This is a genomic window from Haladaptatus sp. W1, from assembly GCF_001723155.1.
Classification (GTDB): domain Archaea; phylum Halobacteriota; class Halobacteria; order Halobacteriales; family Haladaptataceae; genus Haladaptatus; species Haladaptatus paucihalophilus.
Genome location: NZ_MEIH01000172.1, coordinates 1 through 2,228, shown reverse-complemented (window position 1 = coordinate 2,228; position 2,228 = coordinate 1). Strand labels below are relative to the sequence as shown.

The 2,228-nt window shown below is 57.1% G+C and carries 1 other RNA gene and 2 pseudogenes; all 3 read left to right on the top strand.

Features of this window, described 5'->3' with window-relative positions:
• Nucleotides 1–194: 194 nt before the first annotated feature.
• A pseudogene (locus BG842_RS09005) lies at nucleotides 195–470 on the top strand (DUF2270 domain-containing protein); the annotation flags it as partial.
• 322 nt (nucleotides 471–792) lie between these two features.
• Nucleotides 793–1,086, top strand: a pseudogene (locus BG842_RS33040) (helicase HerA domain-containing protein); the annotation flags it as partial.
• A gap of 404 nt (nucleotides 1,087–1,490) precedes the next feature.
• Nucleotides 1,491–1,876: RNase P RNA component (rnpB, locus tag BG842_RS09000), an RNA gene on the top strand.
• The last annotated feature ends 352 nt before the right edge of the window (nucleotides 1,877–2,228 follow it).

The window sequence follows — 2,228 nt, the reverse complement described above, 5'->3', positions numbered from 1 at the left end:
CCGAGCGGTTCGTTTGCGTCAGTTGGAACTAATCACGAATTGGAACGCGAGAGCGACGGTTATCGACGGAGAGCGCGACGACAAACGACCGAGAAAGGGACACGGTGAGACGAAGGTCGGCGATACGGAACCACGACGGTTTTTACTCTACAGCACAATACTGTAGACATAGAAACCGACACCTCTCACCGATTATGACTGACGAAGATACACCCGAACCACCGGATACCAGTGGCACAGAGATCGGCGCGGGACTGCTGGAGCAGAACATGGGGCCGAGTTCCTCGCTCGCGCACCTGTACCGTGGCGAGATTCACCGAATGAAGTTCTGGCGCGAGCGGTTGGACCGGACGAGCAACTGGGCGATAACGCTGATGGCGGCCATCCTGACGTGGGCGTTCTCCAGTCGAAGCAATCCCCATTACATCGTCCTCCTCGCCGAAAATGTGGTCGTCACCGCCGTATTCGTACCGTGGTGACGGTAACTCCGTTCGTTGGATTTGCGTTCCACCCATGTTATAAACAAACACACCTCATGCGATACCGTATAGTTATCGCCGATCAGCACGCCAACGGGAGTAACTTCGGAGAGAATCGTTGTTATCGAACAATAGTACACGAGTGGGAGACGGTACAATCGAGCCGTCGGTACTCGAAATTCGAACCATCCGAACGTTTATACCGGAAACCGCGACCAGACACGACCATCCGTCGGTGTTTCGACCCGCATCGACGCAAAATACCCCTGATGCAAAAATTGAAGGAATCTCTGTCGAATCGGGATGTAAGAGAATGGACAACGAACAACAACTGCCGGTCGGTCATCTCGTCGCCGACGACACCGAAGTGGCGATTCCGGTCGTCGAAATCCTGACAGGACGCGGGTTCGTCACCGGAAAGTCGGGGAGCGGGAAGTCGAACACGGCGTCCGTCGTCGTCGAGCAGCTGCTGGACGCGGGTTATCCGGTGGCTATCATCGACGCGGACGGCGAGTACTACGGCCTGAAAGAGGAGTACGAACTCCTCCACGTCGGCGCCGACGAGGAGTGTGACATCCAAGTCGGCGCGGAACACGCCGAGAAGGTCGCGTCGCTGGCGCTCGAACAGAACGTCCCCATCATCATCGACGTGTCGGGGTATCTGGACGAGGACGAGGCCGACGCGCTCATCCGCGAGACGGCGCGCCACTTGTTCGCCAAGGAGAAGAAGCTGAAGAAGCCGTTCTTGCTGGTGGTCGAGGAGTGCCACGAGTACATCCCGGAGGGCGGCGGGATGGGCGAGACGGGCAAGATGCTCATCAAGGTCGGCAAACGCGGGCGGAAACACGGACTCGGAATCATGGGCATCAGCCAGCGCCCGGCCGACGTGAAAAAGGACTTCATCACGCAGGCGAACTGGCTGGTCTGGCACCGCCTGACGTGGGAAAACGACACGAAAGTCGTCAGCCGAATCGTCGGCAGCGAGTACGGCGAGGAGGTTCCCAACCTGAACGCCGGGGAGGCCTTCGTGCAGACGGACTGAGCCGGGTAGGCAACCGGACGCAAGTCCGGAGTGGGAGACCACTGGCTCTGGAACAGAAACGAGACCGCTTCGCGCGACCGATGAGGTGTGCGAACCGACCCGTAAGGGTAGGAAGTTAACCCACCGAGGGAAGCGTGATGGCATCGCCATCACGCGACCGCGCTGGCGCTGTCAGTGCGGTGACCGCGAAGAATGGATGGAACGGTGAATCCTTGCCGGTGCAAGTCCGTGCCATATTGGTAGCCCGGACGCGCCGTCGGATACACTCCGACGCGCCTCCGGACCTTGTCCGGAGATGGTTCGGACGCTGAGCCGAATACTGGGTCGAACAGAAGGGGGCTTACTCCCCTCAGCCATCATTCATATTCCGAACGCGACTGCCAGTAATGCGACCCCAGCGAGTATTTCTATTGCCACGACCGCCAAGGCGGCGCTTGCTTTGATGTACGTCATGCTGCCCAATTCGGACAATGATTCCACCACCAATAAGTAAGAACGATGGTTATGCACAGTTTCTCGTTTCAACAGCAAAATAACGGATTGAACGGTTCTAAACGATTGACAGTCGGTTTGAAAGGTTCTATGGAATGATTGGAAATGTCTCTCATACTCATTCAATCCGTGATTACCGTTCGATAGTCGCGTGAAAAATACGCGATTAGGGTCCGTCTAAATATCTCTCGCGTGGATCGTTTGTTTCGCCCGCG